Consider the following 17,141-nt stretch of genomic DNA (forward strand, 5'->3'; position numbering starts at 1 on the left):
ATTTCAAGCAAAGGCTTCGCAAAAACAAAAACAACATTAGGAGTGAGTGTCATGATGAAACTTTGGAGAGAACACCGCATAGCGGCCTTGATCGTAACGATCGTTAGATTCGTCGTCGGATATGCCTGGATAACCGCAGGCTGGCACAAGCTGACCGGAGCAACGCCGTTCGACGCCGGAGGTTTCCTGAACAACGCCATCAACAACCCGATCGTCGACAAAGCGACGGGCGAAGCGGTCTACCCGACTTACCTGGCGTTCCTGGAACACTTCGCACTGCCTAACGTGAAGATCATCAACGTGATGATCCCATGGGGCGAATTCCTTGTCGGACTTGGACTTATCCTTGGCACCTTGACGCTGACCGCCGCCTTCTTCGGGCTCCTGATGAACTTCATGTTCCTGTTCACCGGAACGGTAAGCACGAACCCTTGGCTCCTGCTGCTGGGACTGCTGGTCGTCGTCGCCGGAACGAACGCAGGGCGCTTCGGACTTGACCGTTACGTGCTCCCGCTGCTTCATAAAGGCACCGACCGCCTCTTCCACCGCAAGCCGAAGAACCCGACAACCGGCGAAGAGGCATTGGCTAAATAACCAACTTATCGTAGTCGCAAAAAGAGGCTGTCCGAGTCGCAAAGACGACGAGGGCGCCTCTTTTTCATGCGGTCCGCGGAGGTTTTAACGGCTTTATGGTTCGTTTTTCCGGAGCGCTGCGGTGTATCCGAATCCCGCGTTACCTGCTATACTTATCTGCATTAACGGCATCGGCCTGTTGACAGCGCTTACAGAAACGGGGGCCTTTCAAGTGTTCAGAGGGCGGATGATCGGAGGCAGCGTACGTTCGCAAATACTCATTCTTCTGCTGGTATTCATTATGACTCCGACAACGATCATTTCCGTGTTTACCATCAATAAATTTTCCGAGATGATCCATCGCAACGGGATGGACATGATGGAGACCGCTTTGGAGCATTCCAAGGAAAACGTGGCGAGCTTCATGAGCGGAGCGGCGGATGCCGCGCTGATGATTATGACGAATTCGGCGATCATCGACCCTCTGCTGAAGACGGACGGAGGCGGCAGCGTCCAACAGAGGATTACCGCCGCGAATCTGCTGGAGAAGCAGCTCTACGAGCTGAAAATTCACGGGGTCCGCGCCAAGGAGATCGCCATCGTAAAACCGAACGGAGACAAAACCTACTCGGGCGGCAACACCTTTATGCCCGCATCAGTTGCCGAGTCCGACTGGCAGGACGCCGTGAACCGGCTGGACGGCAAGCCGTACTGGGGGAGCTATAACCATAACGGGAAGTATATTTTCATCGCCCGCAAGGTCAAGCAATTCGTCCAAGCGGAGCAGTCCTTCCGCGACCTCGGCTTTGTGATGATCGCTTTCGCCGAGCGGGATTTCTCAAGCATCAATTCGGCGGTTAATCTCGCGAACGGCTCGGAAATTCTTGTCGCCGACCGGAAGGGGCTCACGATCTCCGGCACGGACGAAGCCGCGATCGGCAAGTCGCTTGCCTCCGATGCGTTGTCCGCAGGGAGCCGGATAGGCGGACAGCTGGACTTGACGGGCGTCTACGGGCCCGGGGAAAGCAATCGCCTGACGGTGTACAACGCTCTTCCCGGCAGCGACTGGAGCCTGATCGTCTCTTCGCCGTTCCGGGAGATGCAGCAGACGCAGCTCAGCATCAAGCGGATCATCCTCCTGTCCACCGGCCTTTGCGTCGTCGGCGCGTTCCTGCTGGCCGCGCTGCTGGCGCATCGGATGACGCTGCCGCTCAAGAGGCTGTCCAAGGAAGTCAAGCAGCGGATCGCCAACGGCGACTTCGCTTTCTGGCCGCTGCCGGCGCCCGCGCGACAGGACGAGATTGCCGGGCTTGGACAAGGCTTCTACCGGCTCGTAGCGGACTTGAACGAAACGAAAAACCGAATTCACCAGGTGGAATTGATGAAGCGAGAAGCGGAGTTCGACGCTATGAAGAGCAAGATCAAGCCGCATTTTCTTTACAATGCGCTCGAGTCCGTGCGCATGCTTGCCGTCGTCAACAAGGATCTCGGAACGGCAGAGATGATCAAGGCGCTCGGCCATCTGTTCCGGTACATCATTTCCGACCAGAAGGGCCGTACGACGCTGGCCGACGAGCTGGCGTACCTGACCAGCTACATCAAGCTGCAGAAGCTCAGGTACGAAGAAAGGCTGGACGTCCGGATCGACGTTCCCGAGGCGCTGCAGGATGTCGGCATCCTGAAGCTCGTGCTGCAGCCGCTGGTGGAGAACGCGATCGAACACGGCATCAACCGGAGGCGGGGAGCGAGACGGATCGCGATTACCGCCCGCGAGGACGGCGAGGACGTGCTGATTCGGATTTGGGACGAGGGGGCCGGCATCGAGCCGGAGCGCCTTGCGGAAATTCAGCGCAATCTGGACGACCCGAGCACAGACAAGGATCATATCGGGTTGATCAACGTCCACCGCAGACTGCGGCTGCATTTCGGCGAGGGCTGCGGACTGGCGATCGACAGCGAGCCGGACAGCTACACGAGCGTGACGGCGAGAATACCCGGCCGAAGACCATAAATCGAAAACCAACGGGGGATAACGATGCATTCGGTTCTTATCGTCGATGACGACGCAATGATCATCAAAGGGTTGGAGCAATTCGTCGATTGGCAGGATATGGGCTTCCGCATCGTCGGGACGGCCCAAGACGGCGAGGAAGGCATCGAGGCGATTCGGGCGCTGAAGCCCGAGGTCGTGCTGACCGACATTAAAATGCCGTACAAGGACGGCCTGGACATGATCGAGGATTGCCTTCGGGACGGGATGACGCCTCATTTCGTCGTATTGACCGGGTTTAACGAGTTCGAATACGCCAGACGGGCGCTCAAGAGCCGGGTGTCCGATTATCTGCTCAAGCCCGTCGAGGAAAGGGAGCTGATCTCCGTTCTGGGGGGCATTCGGGCGCATATCGAAGGTCTCGAGAGAAACAAGGCGGACTGGAACGCGCTGCAAACGGTCGCAACGGAAAGCTTCTCCCTGGTGAGAGGGAAGCTCATTCGCGATCTTGTCGCCGGCGCGGTCTCCCCCTCGTCGATCGGCGCAGACAAGCTGGCGTATTACGATCTCGATTTGACCGAGGCCTGTTACCAGGTGGCGCTGCTGCAGGGCGATGCGCCTTTTTCCGACGTAGACAGGCTGGAGGAGGTCGTCGCGGAGGTTTGCAGACGCAGGGGCATCCGCTCGTACATGGCCTGCGAAGACGGAACCGGCACCTTGCTGCTTGGCGGCGGGCAGGACATCGGGCGGCGAGTCGGGGAGAGCTTGGACGAGATCATCGGAAAAATAAAGGAGCGGACGGGGGCGGCGCCGACGATCGGCGTATCGGAGACCGGGGGGCTGTCCGGGCTGCCGGAGCTTTGCCGGCAGGCGGAGTTTGCGCTGCGGCATAAGCTGTTCCGCGGCGTCGGCTCCGTCATTGCCTTCAGCACGCTTCCGCAGGAGAACGCGAGCCGTCTTCCGGATCCGGAGGAGCAGGCGAGGCGGCTGCTGGCAGCCGTGAGCGAGAACGACGAAGCGGCCATGCAGACCGAACTGGACGTATTTTTCGAAGAAATCCGCCGTGCGGGAATGGCTCCTCAGGACGTCTATCGCGTGTGCACCGAATTGTTGTACGAGGTCCGCAAGGCGCTCGGGGAGATCGGAATCGCGCGGCGGAAGCTCGAGGAGGAGGAGGTCTTCTCCTCGGACGGGATGAGACGGCACGATACGATGGATGGACTCAGAGGCTGGCTCGGAGATAGCTTTCAGCGCGTTCGGGCACACTTTGACAGAAGCTTCGAGCATACCGGGGGCGAACAGATCGACAACATTCTGCTGTACATGAACACCCACTATGCGGAGCCGATCGACCTGGACGTCATCTCCAGAACGTTTTTCATCGACCCCAGCTATTTCTGCAAAGTATTCAAAAAAAGAACGGGAGAAACGTACCTGCACTACCTGACCCGCGTTCGCATCGACAAAGCCTGCCGACTGCTCGGCAATCCGTCGAACAAGGTGTACGAAATCGCGAGCCGGGTCGGCTACGAGGATCAGCGGTATTTCAGCCAGGTGTTTCGCAAGCATACCGGCATGACGCCCAGCGAGTATCAGCGGAGCAGGACAAAAAATTAAACATCCGGCACAACTTTGCCGCATTATCATTTTTCCGCCGAAGGGTTAACGTTGGAGTAAGCGATTTCAGTTGGCGGACGGCCGCTTCGGGCGGCCCTCGCCGACGAATTTGCCAGTTCATCCATCGGAAGGGGAAAACAGATATGAAAGCGTCATCCACAAAGCTCGTTACCCTGCTCGTCCTGCTCGGCCTGACCGCGGCGCTGCTCGGCGGCTGCGGAGGCAGCGGAAGCTCCGGTTCCAAAGCGGGAGAGTCTCAGACCGCCGACAACGGAGCCGGCGGGGAGACCCCGATCTCGTTCAAAATCGCCTCATGGGCCGGTCCCGGCAAGAAAGCCGGCATGGATCTGGTCATCTCCGAGTACAAGAAAATTAAACCCAACGTCAACATCACCTTCGAAGAAGTCGCCCAGAGCAACGCCGATTTCGACGTCTGGATGGCGGCTCAGCTGGCCGGCAACCAGGAGCCCGAGGTTGTCATGGATTTCAGCTACGATCTTCCCTACACCAAATATAACGACAAAGGCTATACGGTACTGGAAATGGACCCGTATCTGGAGCAGGTAAGCCCGTATACGAATCAAAAATGGGGCGAGAGCTTCCGCGACGTCGATCTCAATCTGATGCGGTCCACCCGCAACGGCAAGCTGAACAATATCGCCACCTCGATGGTCACTCTGAAGATAGCGTACAACAAAGACGTATACGACCAATTGGGACTTCAGGTACCCCAAACCTTCCCGGAGATGATCGCCAACTTCGAGGCGATCCGCCAAGCGGGCATCGGCGCGGAGCCGTTCTCTGGGTTTCTCAAGGTCACGTCGGCGTGGGATTGGTTCGCGAGATTCGCCGCCCAGCAGACGCAGGAGCAGTTCGTCGACCAGATCGATACGCTGTACAAGAACAATAAATACGAGCAGAACGAATACGTCAAAGCCGTAGACGAAGGCATCATCGACGTGGCCAAGCCGGAGGTGCGCGGCCTGTACGAGCTGTTCAAGCAGTTCACGGATTACTGGGCGCCCGGCGCGATCGCGATGTCGATGACGGAAGCGCGGGACATGTGGCTGCAGAGCAAGGCCGTCCACACGTTCACAATCAACATCGACGCCAAGCCGTTCGCCAGCGACATGAAGCCGCCGTTCAACTGGGACACGTTCGAATTCCCGGTCATCACGAAGGACCTGGCGCCGACCTCCAACGAGAATCCCGCCGAATTCGGCGACTTGGCCGACGCGTTCGTCGTGATGCCGTCCGCCGTCAAGCAGGGGATCCAGGACGAGGTCATGGACTTCATCATGTTCTATACCTCGCCCGCCATCGCGACGCAGCTTGCGGATCTGAACTGGATTACGCCTACGGTCGGCGGCGTCGAGCCGAACGCCAACCTGGAGCGGTACCTGCCGAAGTACAGACCGCAAAATCAAGTCGATCTGAACTCGCAGGCCATTCTGGGCACGAACGCCCGCCAGTACGTGCTGCAGCAAATTCAACGCTATGTGCTGGACGACATTACGACCGACCAACTGGTCGAGCTTATCGCCAAGAACATGAAGGAAGAAACGGAGAAGGTCAAACAAGAGAAAGGCTGGTCCAAGGATAACGACTACGGCAACAAGTAATCGGCCGTTCGGGACCGGACCGGCCGAGGCGTCCGGCAGCGGAACGGGTTTCCGCCGCCGGCGTCGTTGAATGGGCGCTCCGGCCCGGCGCCGTGAGGAACGGGAGGGCCCCTATTATGCCAACGTACGGCTTTAACCTGCTTCGGGCGATTTATCGCTACAAGCACGCTTATCTTTTTTTGCTGCCGCTTGTCGCCCTGCTGGGCGTCTTCAGCTATTATCCGATCGTCATGGCGCTCAAGATGTCTTTTTATCAATGGAAAGGCGGCAACGAGGCCATTTTCATCGGCATGGACAATTTCGTGGCGCTCTTCCGGGATGCTACCTTCTACAAGTCGCTGACCAACGCGCTCTGGTTCATCCTGTTCGACTGCACGGTCGGCGTGCTGATGCCGCTGTTCATCGCCGAGCTGCTGTTTCATTTGAAGAGCGCCAGGCTTCAGTACGCGTTCCGGACGCTGTTCGTGATCACGATTACGGTTCCGTCGGTCGTCCTGATCCTGGTGTGGGTGTTTCTGTACAATCCGGTCGTAGGCGGGATGAACACCATCGTGGAGCTGTTCGGCATTCCGCCCCAGCTCTGGCTCGGCGGCTCGGATACCGCGCTGTTCTCCGTCCTGTTTTCCGGGTTTCCGTTCGTGAATCCGATTTTCCTGCTCGTCGTATTCGCCGCGCTTCAGGCGATTCCGAGATCGCTGATCGAAGCCTCCGTGATGGAAGGCTGCGGCGCTTGGCGGCGTATCGTGTCCATCGACATTCCGATGATTATGGGACAGCTCAAGCTTATTTTTATCCTCGGCATTTTGCACGGCATGCAGTCTTTTTACAAACAGCTGATTATGACCAACGGAGGTCCGGGCAGCGAGACGCTCGTTCCCGGCCTGTATATGTTTCAATCGGGCTTCACGCATAACGATTTCGGCTATGCCTCCACGATCGGCTTCGTGATGCTTATTCTGATGCTGGCGCTGACGGTCGCTTCCAACAAGCTGATCAAGTCGGACGGTGACCAGGTCTGAACGAAAGGGGGCGTTATCCATGTCATCATCCAACGGAAAGCTCGTTTCCGCGATTTTAATCGGTCTGCTGGCGTTGTTCGTATTGTTCAGTTTTTTCCCGCTGTTGATTATGGCGCTGACCTCCTTCAAATCGAACATGCAGGTCAGCCTGGGCGTGTTCAAGCTCCCGGACGTCATCCAATGGGAGAATTACAGGCGGGCGTTCGACACGGTCGTGCCGTTCGCGCTCAATTCGATCATTATCGCGGCCTGCGCCGTTGCCGGCGTGCTGGTCGTAGCCGCTCTGGCCGCATACGCGTTCGCAAGGTATCGTTTTCCCGGCCGGGAAACGCTCTATTATCTGGTCATCGCGCTTATGATGGTTCCGGCCGTCCTGCTGCTGATTCCGATGTTCAAGCTCGTCGTCGCGATGGGAATGCTGAACACTTACGCGGTCGTCATCCTGCCGCAGATCGCCGGAGGCTGCATCATCGCCGTATTCCTGCTTCGCAGCTTCTTCGCGGGTTTGCCGGAGGATCTGTTCGAGAGCTTCCGCATGGACGGCGCCAGAGAAGTCCGTATTTTGAGAAGCCTGGTGCTTCCGCTGTCCAAGCCGATTCTCGGAACGATTGCGGTGCTGAATTTCCATTCTTCGTGGAACGATTACATTTGGCCGCTCGTTACGATCAACGACAAGGCGCTCAAGCCGATCGTGACCGGCATCATGTCGTTCTCGAACGAATATTCGACGGATTACGGTCCGATGATGGCCGCCTACGTGCTGGCTTCCGTGCCGCTGATGCTGGTGATCGGCTTCGCCATGAAATACTTCGTGGACGGCTTGACGAGCGGAGCCGTCAAAGCTTAATCAAGCAAGCGAGGACCGGAGAGGAGAAACGATCGATGGTTTCCAAAATCAGATTCGGGCTGATCGGCTGCGGGGCAGTCGCGTCGGCTCACGCGTCGGCGATCGCTTCGCTGCCCAATGCGGAACTCGCGGCCGTCGCCGGCAAATCCCCGGAGCGGCTCGCTTCTTTCGCGGAAGCTTGGGGGCTGGAGGGGTACGCCGATTTTCGGGAGCTGCTGCAGAGGGACGATATCGATGCCGTCGGCATCTGCACGCCGAGTGGCAGCCACGGAGATATCGCGGTTCTCGCCGCCGAAGCCGGCAAGCACGCGATCGTCGAGAAGCCGATTGAGATTACGCTTGCCAAAGCGGACGAGACGATAGCGGCCTTCCGCAGCCGGGGGCTTAAACTAGGCGTCATTTCGCAGCATCGCTTCGATCCCGATGTTATCCGCCTCAAAACGCTGCTGGAAGCGAGCGGCCTGGGGCGTCCGGTGCTGGTCTCCGCCTGCGTTCACTGGTATCGGGACCAGGCGTATTACGACAGCGGAGGCTGGAGAGGAACCTGGGCGGGAGACGGCGGAGGCGTTCTGATCAATCAGGGCATTCATACCGTCGATCTGCTGCTGCATCTGATGGGACCGGTCGCGGAAGTGGCCGGACATGCCGCGACGATGACCCATGAGCGGATGGAGACGGAGGATACCGCGGCTGCGCTTCTGAAATTCGCCGGCGGTGCGCTGGGGACGCTGTCGTGCACGACGTCGGCTTATCCCGGCTCTCCCGCGAGGATCGAAATCATCGGTTCGGCGGGTTCGGCTCTGCTGGAAGGAGAAACGTTGACCAGGCTGTATATGAATAATGGGGACGGGAGCCCCGGCGTTAACGCGGCGGAGGAACGGCAGGATCAAGGCACAGCAGGGGGTGATTCGGCCGTGCCCGCGGATCGGCAGGCTTTCGTCCGGCAGTATGCCGATTTCGTCGCGGCAATCGTCGGCGATCGCGAGCCGGCCGTTACCGGAGAAGCCGGGCGGGAGGCGCTTGCCCTCGTGCTGGACGTTTACCGGTCGTCTCGGGAAGCCGGCGGGCGGGAACCAACGGGAACGGAAATAAGGAGGGGGAGTAAACAATGAAGCAGACTGTAGTTCGGCCTCGTCTGGGCATACAAGGGCCGACGGTTTCCTGGCTGGACCCGTGGGCGGAGGAGCAATCCGCGTCCATTATGCGGACGGGCACGGGAAGCATCGTTCCGGCGCAGGACCCGACGCCGCCTCCGCGGGAATTTATGGCCGTCATGCGGCAAATGGGGGCGGATTTCTACGTTCATCATGTCGTGCCGGGAGCGGCCGGACACGCGGAGCTGCTTCGCGATGCCGCGGCCTGCGGAATGGACGTCTGTCTGGGCAACGAGTACGGCAACATCAACGGACCGCATGCGGAGGGAACCAATCGCTTCGACGTGGCGGACGCCGATGTGACGGAGGCGGCCGCGAGCGGACGTCTGATGGGACTGCTGTACGACGAGCCCGAGCATCTGCAGATCAATGCCGCTCAGTATCGCAAGGACGGGTTTTATCCGCACTGGGGAGCGACGGAGGGCTTGACGCTTGCGCAGTCGCAGGAAGCCGTTGTCGCGGCGATCGTCGCAAGGACGTCCCATTTCCGGAGATTGCTGGAGAACAGGGGCTTCAAGGGGGCCGATGCTCCTCTTGTTGCCGAGCACGTGTTCCCCGTTCTTTTTCACGCGCATGCGCGCGGAGGTATGGATTTATGCCCGAAAATCATGAAGGAATCGTTCCAGCCGCTGCAGCTGTCGACGGCGCTCGGAGCGGCGAAGCAGTACGGAAAGCGGCTTTGGATATGCGCCGATCTGTGGGGGCCCGACGCGGGGCCGTGGTTTACCCGCACGTCCGGTTTTCCCGGCCATTCCCCGGAGGAGTACGCTTCCGCGCTGCGAATGGGATACTGGATGGGCCCGACCCATCTGTTCGCCGAAAATGTCGACGTTCTTCTACGCCGCGAGGAGAGCGGGTTCCGCAAGACGGAATTCGGAGAGGTCTGGGAAGAATTCGCCCGCAAGTACGTACCGGAAAATCCGCTGCCCTGGAACCATTCGGAGGCCGAGCCCGACATCGTATTTATTCATGCGGACGACTGCAATTACGGCCAGAACGAGCGGCTGTACGGGAATCGCGGGCTGTCGGCGGGCGACGAGGGGCGCAGCGTGTTCCAGGTCTGGCATCTGCTCAGTCATGGCACGATTCCCGCGCACGGCAGCTGCATGCATATTCCGGGCTTTGCGTTTCCGCGCCACAAGCTGAAGGCCGACTTCCCGCAGGAATCGTTTCCGCTGGAGCGGGGCGTGCCGCTTGCGCCGGAGAAGCGCGTGCATCCGCTCTTCTATCCGATGAACAACGTATTGGTTTATGACGAGCGGGTAGAGGAGCGGCAATTGGGCAGCCCGAAACTGATCGTCGTCGCCGGTACGCGTCTGTCTGACGAGACGTTGTCCGCCGTCCGCCGCCGCGCGGAGAACGGAGCGGTCGTCGTGATCGCCTCGTGGCTTGCGCCGGAAGGCTGGAGAACGAGCGGCCGGATCGGAGAGGGCATGTGGATCGTTACGGACGACTTCAAGGACGACGCCGTAAAGGAAACGGTTCGTCCCTTCATCGGGAGCGGAGATTGCTGGCGCCAGCGCTTCGGAAGCGGGGAGGTCCGGATGTACCGCGGCGATTCGGCGGGCTTTACGTTGGATTTCGAGATTGTTCGCTCGAACCCGCGATGAGCCTGAGCGGGACTTCTTGCTTGACATTATATTCATAGAACAGGGTCTGTTCCAAAACGCAGCATGTAGAACGATCAGTAAAAAAGAACGGGGCATGTATCTCCCTCCGCAGCGATGTACCCCGGAAAGTGACGAGAAGCTTTGCAGCTTATTCCGATTACTTTTCGGGTACCCCGAGCGCGGTCGTGAAATCTGAAAGGGTAACCCGTAAAAGGGTAATTTCGTGACCGTACGAGGCAGGCGCTTTGCTCTCGGGGAGATACATGCCCCTTTTCTTTATTGATCATTTTAGTTGCCCGCCTTATGGAACAGCCCCTGTTTGTCCTGCTCAGAATTCGGCCGCAATGACCTGAATGCCGCGGGCTTGCAGGTCTTGCAGGACGGCCGGAGGCGTCTTGACCGAGGTGACGACGACATCGACCCGTTCGAAGGCGGCGAACAAAGCCGGCTTGATCCGGGCAAACTTGCTGTGATCGACGACCAGAATGACTTTGCTGGCCGCTTCGATCATTTTTTTTTTGGTTGCCGCTTCGATCGCCGACGACGTCGAGAAGCCATGATCCGCCTGGAAGCCGCTCGCCCCGATAATCGCCCAATTCGCGCGAATCCGTTCCAGATAGTGCTCCGTATCCGGTCCGGCCACCCCGTTCCTGCCCGCAATCAGCTCGCCGCAGGCCAGCGATACCGTTCCCGGGCCGTCGGCCAGTTCCAGGCCGACCGGCAGCGAGTTGGTGATGATGGTAATTTTCTTCTGCTTCAGTTCGACGGCCGCCGCCAGCGGAGTCGTTCCCGCGTCGATCAGCACCGAGTCGCCGTCGTCGATGAGCGCCGCGGCGGCGCGGGCGATTGCTTCCTTCTCGCTTGCCTCCAGACGGCTGCGCACGAGGAAAGGAGGGATGTTCGGCTGCTCCGGCGCGACGGCGCTGCCATGCCGGCGAATGAGCAGTCCCTGATTCTCCAGTTCGATCAGATCTTTGCGGATGGTGACCTCGGATACGGCGAATTGCTTGCTCAAATCGGCGACGGTCATTTCTTTGGCTTCATTGACGGCGGTCAGAATGCGGCTCCATCTCTCTTTCACGGAAAGCCATCCTTTCAAATCGAGTATGTCCCGGGTTCGGACGGCGGCCGGGCTGCCGCTTGGCCGTGCGGTCAGACTTGCGAAGGGCGCAGATAGAGCCGGTCGATCTCCTCGAACGACGCCAATCTGCCCCGGCCGCCCAGCCCCTCGCAGCTCAGAGCGGCGAACGCGTTCGCGAGCCGCAGGCTTTCGAACGGCGTCATTCCTTTCCACAGCCCGTAAGCGAAGGCGCCGTGGAAGTTGTCGCCGGCTCCGGTCGTGTCCAGCGCCTTCACCGGAACGCCCTGGACCTGGGTGAAGCCGTGCGTGCGGCTCCAGAGAGCGCAGCCCCGCTTGCCCAGCGTTACGGCGGTGCAGGACGGTCCCGACTTGCCCAGCTCCAGGCACGTCTGCTCCGGAGATAACCCGGACAGCGCCTGCGGCAGCGACTGGACATCCGTAATAAATACATCGACATAAGGAAGCAGCCGTTCAAGGTCCGCCTCGCGAATATTTCCGCCGTCCAGAGAAGTTATCTTGCCGCAGCGCCGGGCGGTCTGCAGCGCGAGCAGCGTCAGCTCCGGGAAGTTGCCGTCCGCGTGAACCAGCGCGCACCGCTCGACGCTCTCAAGCGGGAAGCGCGCCAGATCGTACGCCTGCAGTACGCCGCCGTAATAGGTAATTGTGCGCAGGCCGCTGCTCTCCACGTGAATCAGGCTCGTGGAGGAGCGGCCGCCGCGCACGACCTGCACGTCGGCTGCGGCGATGCCGTCGCGCTCCAGCTCGGCGGCGATCGCCGCGCCCGCAGCGTCGTCGCCGACCGCCGAGATGAGGGCGCAGGGCGCGCCCAGCGCCCGCGCCGCGGCGGCGGCGTTCGCCGCCGGTCCGCCGCCGCATTGAATCAGCTCGCGCGCCGGGATGCGCTGGTCGCTGCGCGGCACGCGGTCCACGAGCGCGATATGGTCGAGCGTCGCCGCCCCGACGAATACGATCGGGCCGCTCATGGGCGGCCACCGCCCATGCGGGGACGAACGGCGACCTTGATGCCGGAGCCCAGTCCGGCCGTCTCGAACGCCTGCGCGATGTCTTCCAGCGGAAAGCGATGCGTAATCAGCTCGTCCAGCTCCAGCGACGGCATAATTTCCAGTGCCCGGTGATGCGTGTACGGATTGATCGCCGAACCGAGCACCTTAAGCTCCCGCTTGAAAATATCGTTGGGAGAAACCTCGATGCTCTGCGACGGAGGGACGACTCCGAAGAACATAATAGTGGCGCCCCGGCCGGCCAGCTCGAAGCATTGCTTGGCGGTGTCGGCGCGGCCGGCCGCTTCCACGACGATGTCCGCGCCCAGCTCACCCGTCTCGAGCCGGACGCGTTCGGGGAGACTTTCGCGGAGCGGATCGACGACGATGAAGCCGCGCTTGGCCAGCAGGCTGCGGCGCACCTCGTTGGGTTCGGCGACGATGACCCGGCTCGCTCCGCTGCGGCGGATCAGCTCGGCCAGCACGATGCCGACGAAGCCGCCGCCGATAATGACGGCGGTGTCGCCGCCCCGGACCTCCAGCCGGTCGACGCCGTGCAGGCAGCAGCCGATATTTTCCGTCAATGCGGCAACCTCCGCGCTCATGCCCTCCGGCACTTCGTACACCGTTTTCTCGGGAACGACGCACAGCTCGGCGAAGCCTCCGTCCAGATGGACGCCGAAGGCCAGCTTGTTCAGGCACAGATGCTCCTTGCCGATGCGGCAATATTTGCACGTTCCGCAGAACAGATGCGGCTCGACGGTAACCAGATCGCCGACCTGCACGGTGTTCACCCGTTCGCCGACGGCTTCGACATAACCGGAAAATTCGTGGCAGATGACGACGGGCGCCTCGGCAAAATGATGTCCGGCCATAATGTGCAGGTCGGTTCCGCAAATCGTGCCGGCTTCGATCCGGATCAGCACGTCCTGTCCGCGGACTTCGGGCATCGGCTTGCGTACGAGGCGAAGCTGGTTGGGGCCTTGAAATTCGGCGGCTAGATAACTCATCTCGTTGACTCTCCTTTAAAATAAACCGTTCGAATGAGCCTAATTGTAGCGGAAACGAAATCGAAATTCAATTAAAATATTTCATTCGAAACGTTAAATATTCGTTTTAGTTTCGTATAGACACAAATACGAAACTGATTTATAGTGTAGTGGGTAAAACGAGCTCAGCAAGACAGACACAAGGAGGAAACGGAATGGCTCTCGTAAACGGAACAGGGCTTCTGCAGGATGCAAAGCGGAGAAAATATGCGGTCCCTCAGTTCAACGTTCTGAATTTGGAAATGGTGGAGGCGGTCATCGCCGCGGCGGAATCGCTGCGGGCGCCGGTCATCGTCGGGCTGGTAGACCGTCATTTTCCGGTGCTGGACATCGAAAATCTCGTTCATGCGGTCAAGCGCCGGGCCGACAGGGCAACGGTTCCCGTCGTGCTGCATCTGGATCACGGCAGAACGTGGGAGAGGGCGATCGAAGCGCTGCGGCTGGGCTTTACCTCGATTATGTACGACGGCTCCCTGCTGCCGATCGAAGACAATATCGCGACGACGAGGGACATCGTCAAGGTCGCCCACGCGGCGAACGTATCGGTCGAGGCCGAACTGGGCCACGTCGGAAGCGCCAAGGCGGGCGACGGGAACGAAGTGACGTCCACGGACGAGGCGGAATATTTTGCCGAGCGGACCGGGGTAGACTATTTGGCGATCTCGATCGGCAATACGCACGGCCATTATCGCGATGGCGGCCCGACCTTCCGGCTGGATGTGCTGCAGGAGATCAACCGGAAGGTGGAAATCCCGCTTGTGCTCCATGGCGGCTCGGAAACGCCGCTGGCGGAAATTCACAGCGTCATCGACAACGGCATCGCGAAAATCAACATTTTCACCGAGTTTGCCCGCGCCTATTTGGAAGGGCTCGCTCAGCTTGCGCAGAGCGACGGCATCGATTACTTGAATGTTGCCGCTTCAGGCAAGGAGCGGGCGCATACGGCGGCGGCGCGCCGCTTGGAGGATTTCCGCGCTGCCGGACAAGTCTGAGCCTCGTCGGAGGATAGGAGGAAACGCAATGAAACACTGGGCGATGTATATCGGAGGACAATGGGAGCAAGCTCTCTCTTCCGCGACGTACGAGACGATCAACCCCGCGAACGGCCAAGCCGTCGGCACGGCTCCCTATGGCGGCCGGGCCGACGCGGAGCGGGCCGTCGCCGCGGCCGCCGCAGCTTTCCCGGCATGGTCGAAGCGTCCGGCCAAGGAACGGGCGGAGCTGCTGCACCGGATCGCGGCGCGGATGACCGAAGCTTCCGAAGAGCTGGCCGAGCTGATTACGCTGGAGATGGGCAAGCCGCTCGCCGAAGCGCGCGGCGAAGTGAAGATCGCGATCGATTATTTGAAATGGAACGCCGAGGAAGCCGTTCGCGCTTACGGTAAGGTCATTCCGGCGTCCGTCGAGGGCAAGCGGCTGCTCACGATCCGGCAGCCCGTCGGTCCGGTCGGGGCGATCACTCCCTGGAATTTTCCGCTCTCCATGGCGGCGCGCAAGCTGGGACCCGCGCTGGCTGCGGGCTGCACGGTCGTGTTCAAGCCGGCGCCGCAAACTCCCGGAGCGGCGCTGAAGCTGGCCGAGCTGGCCGAGCGGGAAGGGCTGCCGCCGGGCGTGCTGAACGTCGTCACCGGAGACGCGGAAGAAATCGGCGGCGTGCTGCTGAATCATCCCGCAATCCGGAAAATCACGTTTACCGGATCGACGGCCGTCGGCAAGAAGCTGCTGCGCGGGGCGGCCGATCAGGTCAAGAAAATGTCGATGGAACTGGGCGGACATGCGCCGTTTATCGTTTTCGAGGATGCGGATTTGGACGAGGCCGTCCGGGGCGCGATGGCCAGCAAGTTCAGGAACGCCGGGCAGACGTGCATCTGCGCCAACCGTATCTATGTGCAGGAGTCGATTGCCGCGGCGTTTACCGACAAGCTCAAGTCTGCGGTAGAGCGGCTGGTCGTCGGCGACGGCCGCGATCCGCGGACGGAGCTGGGCCCGGTCATCGACGCCCGGGCGCTGGAGAAGGCGGAGCGTCACGTTCGTGACGCTGTTGCCAAGGGCGCGCAGGTCGTAACCGGAGGCGGACGGAAGACGGATACGCCCGGATTTTTCTTCGAGCCGACCGTACTGACGGGAGCGACGCCGGACATGCAGGTGATGCGGGAGGAAACCTTCGGTCCCGTGGCGCCGATCGCCTCGTTCCGAACCGAAGAGGAGGCGATCGCGATGGCCAACGATACGCCGTACGGGCTGGCGGCGTACTTCTACACGCGCGATCTGTCCCGGATGTTCCGGGTGCACGAGGCGCTGGAATACGGCATCGTCGGCTGCAACGACGCCGTGCCGACGACGGTTCAGGGACCGTTCGGCGGCGTGAAGGAGAGCGGCATCGGCAGGGAGGGCGGCCCGGACAGCGTGGCCGATTACCTGGAGACGAAATTCGTATCCATTCAAATTGAAGAGACGGGAGCGCGCGCATGAATACGTACGATATTGCAGTTATCCCCGGCGACGGCATCGGCAAGGAGGTTGTCCCCGCGGCGCTTCGCTGCCTGGAAGCCGTCGCGGACATTCACGGCGGCCTGAAATGGAATTGGACTTTCTTTCCCTGGAATTGCGAATACTATTTGCAGCACGGCGAGATGATGCCGGAGGACGGCATCGCCACGCTTAAGCAGTTCGATCAGATTTTTCTGGGCGCGGTAGGCATGCCGGAGCTGGTTCCCGATCATATTTCCTTGTGGGGACTGCTCGTGCGCATTCGCAGAGAGTGCGAGCAATCGATCAACGTCCGTCCGGCCAAGCTGCTGCGCGGTCTCGAGTCGCCGCTGAGAAATCCGGAGCCGTTCGACTTCGTCGTCGTGCGGGAAAACTCCGAGGGCGAATATTCCCAGGCCGGCGGAGCGATTCATTCGGACGAGGACGAGCTGGTTGTGCAGAACGCGATTTTCACCCGCAGACAGACGGCCAAGGCGATGAAGTACGCGTTCGAGCTGGCGGCGGAGCGTCGCCATTCCGTCGTCTCCGCGACGAAATCGAACGGCATCGTTCACAGCATGCCGTTCTGGGACCGCGTCTTCGGCGAGGTCGGCGCGGCGTATCCCGACGCGGCGGCCCGCAGCGTGCACATCGACGCGCTGTGCGCCTATCTGGTCATGCGGCCGCAGCAGTTCGACGTCATTGTCGCTTCGAACCTGTTCGGCGACATTCTGACCGATCTTGGCGGCGCAATTATGGGCAGCATCGGCATCGCTCCGGCGGCGAATCTGAACGTGGAGCGGAAGTATCCTTCGATGTTCGAGCCGGTGCACGGCTCCGCCCCGGACATTGCCGGCAAGGGGCTGGCCAATCCGATCGGCCAAATCTGGACGGCGAAACAGATGCTGGATTTCATAGGATTGCCGGAGCTGGGCGAGCTGGTGCTTGGCGCCATCGAGGATTCGCTGGCGGCGGGAGTGAAGACGAGAGACCTTGGCGGCTCCGCGACGACCGAAGAAGCAGTGTCCGACATTCTCGCCCGTCTGTATCGGCGGGGAAAATAGCTTTCGGACCCGGGGTATTATATGATGAAGCTCGGCAATACCGAC

General features: G+C 60.4%; 14 protein-coding genes. 11 read left to right on the forward strand and 3 right to left on the reverse strand.

Going from position 1 to position 17,141, the window contains the following annotated elements; translation table 11 throughout:
• Positions 1–51 precede the first annotated feature (51 nt).
• The 8 genes from ACFFT4_RS18020 to ACFFT4_RS18055 all read left to right on the forward strand — a co-directional run bounded on the left by ACFFT4_RS18020 (position 52) and on the right by ACFFT4_RS18055 (position 10,432).
• A complete protein-coding gene (locus ACFFT4_RS18020; protein ID WP_378049985.1) occupies positions 52–594 on the forward strand; it encodes a DoxX family membrane protein in 543 nt (180 codons plus the stop codon).
• A 211-nt stretch (positions 595–805) separates the two neighbouring features.
• Positions 806–2,584 (forward strand): cache domain-containing sensor histidine kinase, encoded by a 1,779-nt coding sequence (locus ACFFT4_RS18025; RefSeq protein WP_378049987.1) that lies wholly within the window; start codon positions 806–808, stop codon positions 2,582–2,584.
• A 24-nt stretch (positions 2,585–2,608) separates the two neighbouring features.
• Complete coding sequence (locus ACFFT4_RS18030) at positions 2,609–4,180, forward strand: response regulator transcription factor (protein WP_378049989.1); 1,572 nt, start codon at positions 2,609–2,611, stop codon at positions 4,178–4,180.
• 143 nt (positions 4,181–4,323) lie between these two features.
• Positions 4,324–5,802 (forward strand): ABC transporter substrate-binding protein, encoded by a 1,479-nt coding sequence (locus tag ACFFT4_RS18035; RefSeq protein WP_378049990.1) that lies wholly within the window; start codon positions 4,324–4,326, stop codon positions 5,800–5,802.
• A 116-nt stretch (positions 5,803–5,918) separates the two neighbouring features.
• Positions 5,919–6,821, forward strand: coding sequence for a carbohydrate ABC transporter permease (locus ACFFT4_RS18040; RefSeq protein ID WP_378049992.1), 903 nt, complete (start codon positions 5,919–5,921; stop codon positions 6,819–6,821).
• 19 nt (positions 6,822–6,840) lie between these two features.
• The gene (locus ACFFT4_RS18045) at positions 6,841–7,668 is read left to right on the forward strand and encodes a carbohydrate ABC transporter permease (RefSeq protein WP_378049994.1); all 828 of its coding nucleotides are present in this window, start codon (positions 6,841–6,843) and stop codon (positions 7,666–7,668) included.
• Between the two features lie 35 nt (positions 7,669–7,703).
• Positions 7,704–8,780, forward strand: coding sequence for a Gfo/Idh/MocA family protein (locus tag ACFFT4_RS18050; protein ID WP_378049996.1), 1,077 nt, complete (start codon positions 7,704–7,706; stop codon positions 8,778–8,780).
• A complete protein-coding gene (locus ACFFT4_RS18055) occupies positions 8,777–10,432 on the forward strand; it encodes a hypothetical protein (protein ID WP_378049998.1) in 1,656 nt (551 codons plus the stop codon). Before ACFFT4_RS18050 ends, ACFFT4_RS18055 begins: the two co-directional genes overlap by 4 nt.
• 328 nt (positions 10,433–10,760) lie before the next feature.
• Here ACFFT4_RS18055 and ACFFT4_RS18060 read toward each other — a convergent pair whose 3' ends face one another.
• The 3 genes from ACFFT4_RS18060 to ACFFT4_RS18070 form a co-directional block, all read right to left on the reverse strand.
• On the reverse strand, positions 10,761–11,513 hold the full coding sequence (locus ACFFT4_RS18060) for a DeoR/GlpR family DNA-binding transcription regulator (protein WP_378050000.1): 753 nt from the start codon (positions 11,511–11,513) through the stop codon (positions 10,761–10,763).
• A 71-nt stretch (positions 11,514–11,584) separates the two neighbouring features.
• Positions 11,585–12,496, reverse strand: a complete 912-nt coding sequence (locus ACFFT4_RS18065) for a PfkB family carbohydrate kinase (RefSeq protein WP_378050002.1) — start codon at positions 12,494–12,496, stop codon at positions 11,585–11,587.
• The gene (locus ACFFT4_RS18070) at positions 12,493–13,524 is read right to left on the reverse strand and encodes a zinc-dependent alcohol dehydrogenase family protein (protein ID WP_378050004.1); all 1,032 of its coding nucleotides are present in this window, start codon (positions 13,522–13,524) and stop codon (positions 12,493–12,495) included. Before ACFFT4_RS18070 ends, ACFFT4_RS18065 begins: the two co-directional genes overlap by 4 nt.
• 194 nt (positions 13,525–13,718) lie before the next feature.
• Here ACFFT4_RS18070 and ACFFT4_RS18075 point away from each other — a divergent pair, with 194 nt between their 5' ends.
• The 3 genes from ACFFT4_RS18075 to ACFFT4_RS18085 are packed head-to-tail and all read left to right on the forward strand — an operon-like array spanning position 13,719 to position 17,096.
• The gene (locus tag ACFFT4_RS18075) at positions 13,719–14,555 is read left to right on the forward strand and encodes a class II fructose-bisphosphate aldolase (protein ID WP_378050006.1); all 837 of its coding nucleotides are present in this window, start codon (positions 13,719–13,721) and stop codon (positions 14,553–14,555) included.
• 28 nt (positions 14,556–14,583) lie between these two features.
• Positions 14,584–16,035: an NAD-dependent succinate-semialdehyde dehydrogenase gene (locus ACFFT4_RS18080; protein ID WP_378050008.1), complete on the forward strand. Its 1,452-nt coding sequence runs from the start codon at positions 14,584–14,586 to the stop codon at positions 16,033–16,035.
• Positions 16,032–17,096, forward strand: a complete 1,065-nt coding sequence (locus ACFFT4_RS18085; RefSeq protein ID WP_378050010.1) for a tartrate dehydrogenase — start codon at positions 16,032–16,034, stop codon at positions 17,094–17,096. The genes ACFFT4_RS18080 and ACFFT4_RS18085 overlap by 4 nt, the downstream gene beginning before the upstream one ends.
• Positions 17,097–17,141 lie beyond the last annotated feature (45 nt).

Source organism: Cohnella cellulosilytica (assembly GCF_042431195.1).
Taxonomy (GTDB): Bacteria; Bacillota; Bacilli; order Paenibacillales; family Paenibacillaceae; genus Cohnella; species Cohnella cellulosilytica.

What these genes read in the sequence shown, in the direction of transcription:
- ACFFT4_RS18020 (WP_378049985.1), top strand. Translation starts at nt 52, where the DNA reads ATGATGAAACTTTGGAGAGAACACCGCATAGCGGCCTTGATCGTAACG.
- ACFFT4_RS18050 (WP_378049996.1), top strand. Translation starts at nt 7,704, where the DNA reads ATGGTTTCCAAAATCAGATTCGGGCTGATCGGCTGCGGGGCAGTCGCG.
- ACFFT4_RS18040 (WP_378049992.1), top strand. Translation starts at nt 5,919, where the DNA reads ATGCCAACGTACGGCTTTAACCTGCTTCGGGCGATTTATCGCTACAAG.
- ACFFT4_RS18070 (WP_378050004.1), bottom strand. Translation starts at nt 13,524, where the DNA reads ATGAGTTATCTAGCCGCCGAATTTCAAGGCCCCAACCAGCTTCGCCTC.
- ACFFT4_RS18030 (WP_378049989.1), top strand. Translation starts at nt 2,609, where the DNA reads ATGCATTCGGTTCTTATCGTCGATGACGACGCAATGATCATCAAAGGG.
- ACFFT4_RS18045 (WP_378049994.1), top strand. Translation starts at nt 6,841, where the DNA reads ATGTCATCATCCAACGGAAAGCTCGTTTCCGCGATTTTAATCGGTCTG.
- ACFFT4_RS18080 (WP_378050008.1), top strand. Translation starts at nt 14,584, where the DNA reads ATGAAACACTGGGCGATGTATATCGGAGGACAATGGGAGCAAGCTCTC.
- ACFFT4_RS18075 (WP_378050006.1), top strand. Translation starts at nt 13,719, where the DNA reads ATGGCTCTCGTAAACGGAACAGGGCTTCTGCAGGATGCAAAGCGGAGA.
- ACFFT4_RS18085 (WP_378050010.1), top strand. Translation starts at nt 16,032, where the DNA reads ATGAATACGTACGATATTGCAGTTATCCCCGGCGACGGCATCGGCAAG.
- ACFFT4_RS18055 (WP_378049998.1), top strand. Translation starts at nt 8,777, where the DNA reads ATGAAGCAGACTGTAGTTCGGCCTCGTCTGGGCATACAAGGGCCGACG.
- ACFFT4_RS18035 (WP_378049990.1), top strand. Translation starts at nt 4,324, where the DNA reads ATGAAAGCGTCATCCACAAAGCTCGTTACCCTGCTCGTCCTGCTCGGC.
- ACFFT4_RS18065 (WP_378050002.1), bottom strand. Translation starts at nt 12,496, where the DNA reads ATGAGCGGCCCGATCGTATTCGTCGGGGCGGCGACGCTCGACCATATC.